A 1,737-nucleotide genomic window follows, 5' to 3' on the forward strand; every position below is an offset into this window, starting at 1 on the left:
AACTTGAATTCGGCAAGTAAAAATACCGAATCCCGTTATGATAGTCTTTAAACAGTAAATCTAGTTCAAATTTTTTTGAATAAAAAAATAGAATCTCCTCTTGGTTTTATGGTAAAATGTTTTTAGGCAAAAAAACCATACCAAAACCAAAAAGGAGATTCTGATATGAGTTTACCACAAAACAACAATAAAATAAATAGTTTTAACGAATTTAATATTCCTGCAAAATTTGACAATAATACAGTTTCCAATGTTCCATCTTTTACTTATCTTGAAGCTGCTAAATCAATTATAGACTTTAAATCTTTGATTTCAGATAATATTAGCTATCGAAAAGCTCCAAATGCTACTTTTCAACCCGCTGATATTATTGATTTTATGGTTGATGGATCTACACTGGGTTATTCTCGTTTTTCTCACTTTGAAAACTTAAGACAGGATGCTGGCTATCTTAAAATTAAAGATTTTAATGTTCCAAGTGAAAAAGTATGCCGAGATCTTCTAAAAGCTCTGCCAGAAGAAAGTAGAAATGAACTAAGAAAACTTAATAAAGATCTTCTTTCTCTGATGGCTAAAAACCAGGCTCCCAGAGAAGTGATTCTCGATTTTGATGATACAGTGTGCACTGTTTTTGGCAATCAGGAAGGTTCTGCAAATGGATATAATCCCAGATATAAAGGCAGACCATCTTTTAAAGAAAAAGTAGCAATTATCTCTAAAACTGATGAACTACTTAATCTAACTTTAGAAGAAGGAACACATCACAGCAACCATGAATTTCTTAAGTTTTTAGAATCCTGTATTGAAACTCTGCCTGAAACCTGGTATCTAAAAAGAATCAGAGCTGACAGAGGTTTCTTTGATCAGAAAAACTTCAGATACTGTGAAGATAACGGTATTGAATACATAATCAAAGCTAAAATGCAAAATGGTGTCAAAAAGATTATTGATTATGCTAATGAAAACCCTGATCAATATCCCTGGGTCAAAATCGATAACACTTTTAGTGTTACTGAAATTAGAATCCCACTAAAAAGCTGGGATAGAGAACGACGCTTTGTTTTGATCAAAAAGTCTCTGCCTAAATGCAACAAAAAGGGACAGATGCTGTTTGAAGAGTTTACCTATGAGTATCAGGCTATCGTCACCAATGTAGACTATCTAACTGCTGAAGAAGTATTTAATGACTACAATCAACGCTGCAATATTGAAAACAAGATCGATGAGCTAAAAGAAGGCTTTGCCTTTGATCAAAATACTCAGATTAACCATAAATGTAATGAGCTATATTTACTGATTAAAATGATTGCATTTAACTTAAATAACTGGTTTAAGAGAACCTTCTTACCTGAAAACATGCATCATCATGAGATAACAACATTAAGAAGAATCTTTTATAGAATAGCAGGTAATATTTGTGGCAGCGGCTGGTACAAACACATCCGCTATGCTCCAAATGAGCTGCTTGAAAAAACAATTGAACATCTTAGAACTGCTTTGATTAATTTTAGAAAGCAGGTGATATTAAACTAAAACTACCGATACAATTTAAATTAATTTTAAGCTATTAAAAACATAGTTTAGCTAAGTGCGTCTAAAATCTGTAGTTTTAACGACTATTTAATTTGGAAACTTAAATTTGCAATAAAATATTTTATTTTTAAAGATTGAAATGATTTTTTAACGGCAAAAATCTAAAAAGAACTACTTTAACTTTTTACTTGCCGAATTCAAGTT

Annotated in this window: 1 protein-coding gene; it reads left to right on the top strand. The window is 31.3% G+C overall.

Translation table 11 applies throughout. The annotated features are described in order from the left end of the window. The first annotated feature begins 165 nt into the window (after positions 1-165). Positions 166-1,533 carry an IS1380 family transposase gene (locus DFR80_RS15055; protein ID WP_114490478.1) on the top strand — a complete coding sequence of 456 codons (1,368 nt, stop codon included), beginning with the start codon at positions 166-168 and terminating at the stop codon, positions 1,531-1,533. The last annotated feature ends 204 nt before the right edge of the window (positions 1,534-1,737 follow it).

The organism is Halanaerobium sp. ST460_2HS_T2, assembly GCF_003337665.1.
Classification (GTDB): Bacteria; Bacillota; Halanaerobiia; order Halanaerobiales; family Halanaerobiaceae; genus Halanaerobium; species Halanaerobium kushneri.

Bases quoted from the DNA above. Each gene is read 5' to 3' on its own strand.
- DFR80_RS15055 (WP_114490478.1), top strand. From the start codon at position 166: ATGAGTTTACCACAAAACAACAATAAAATAAATAGTTTTAACGAATTT.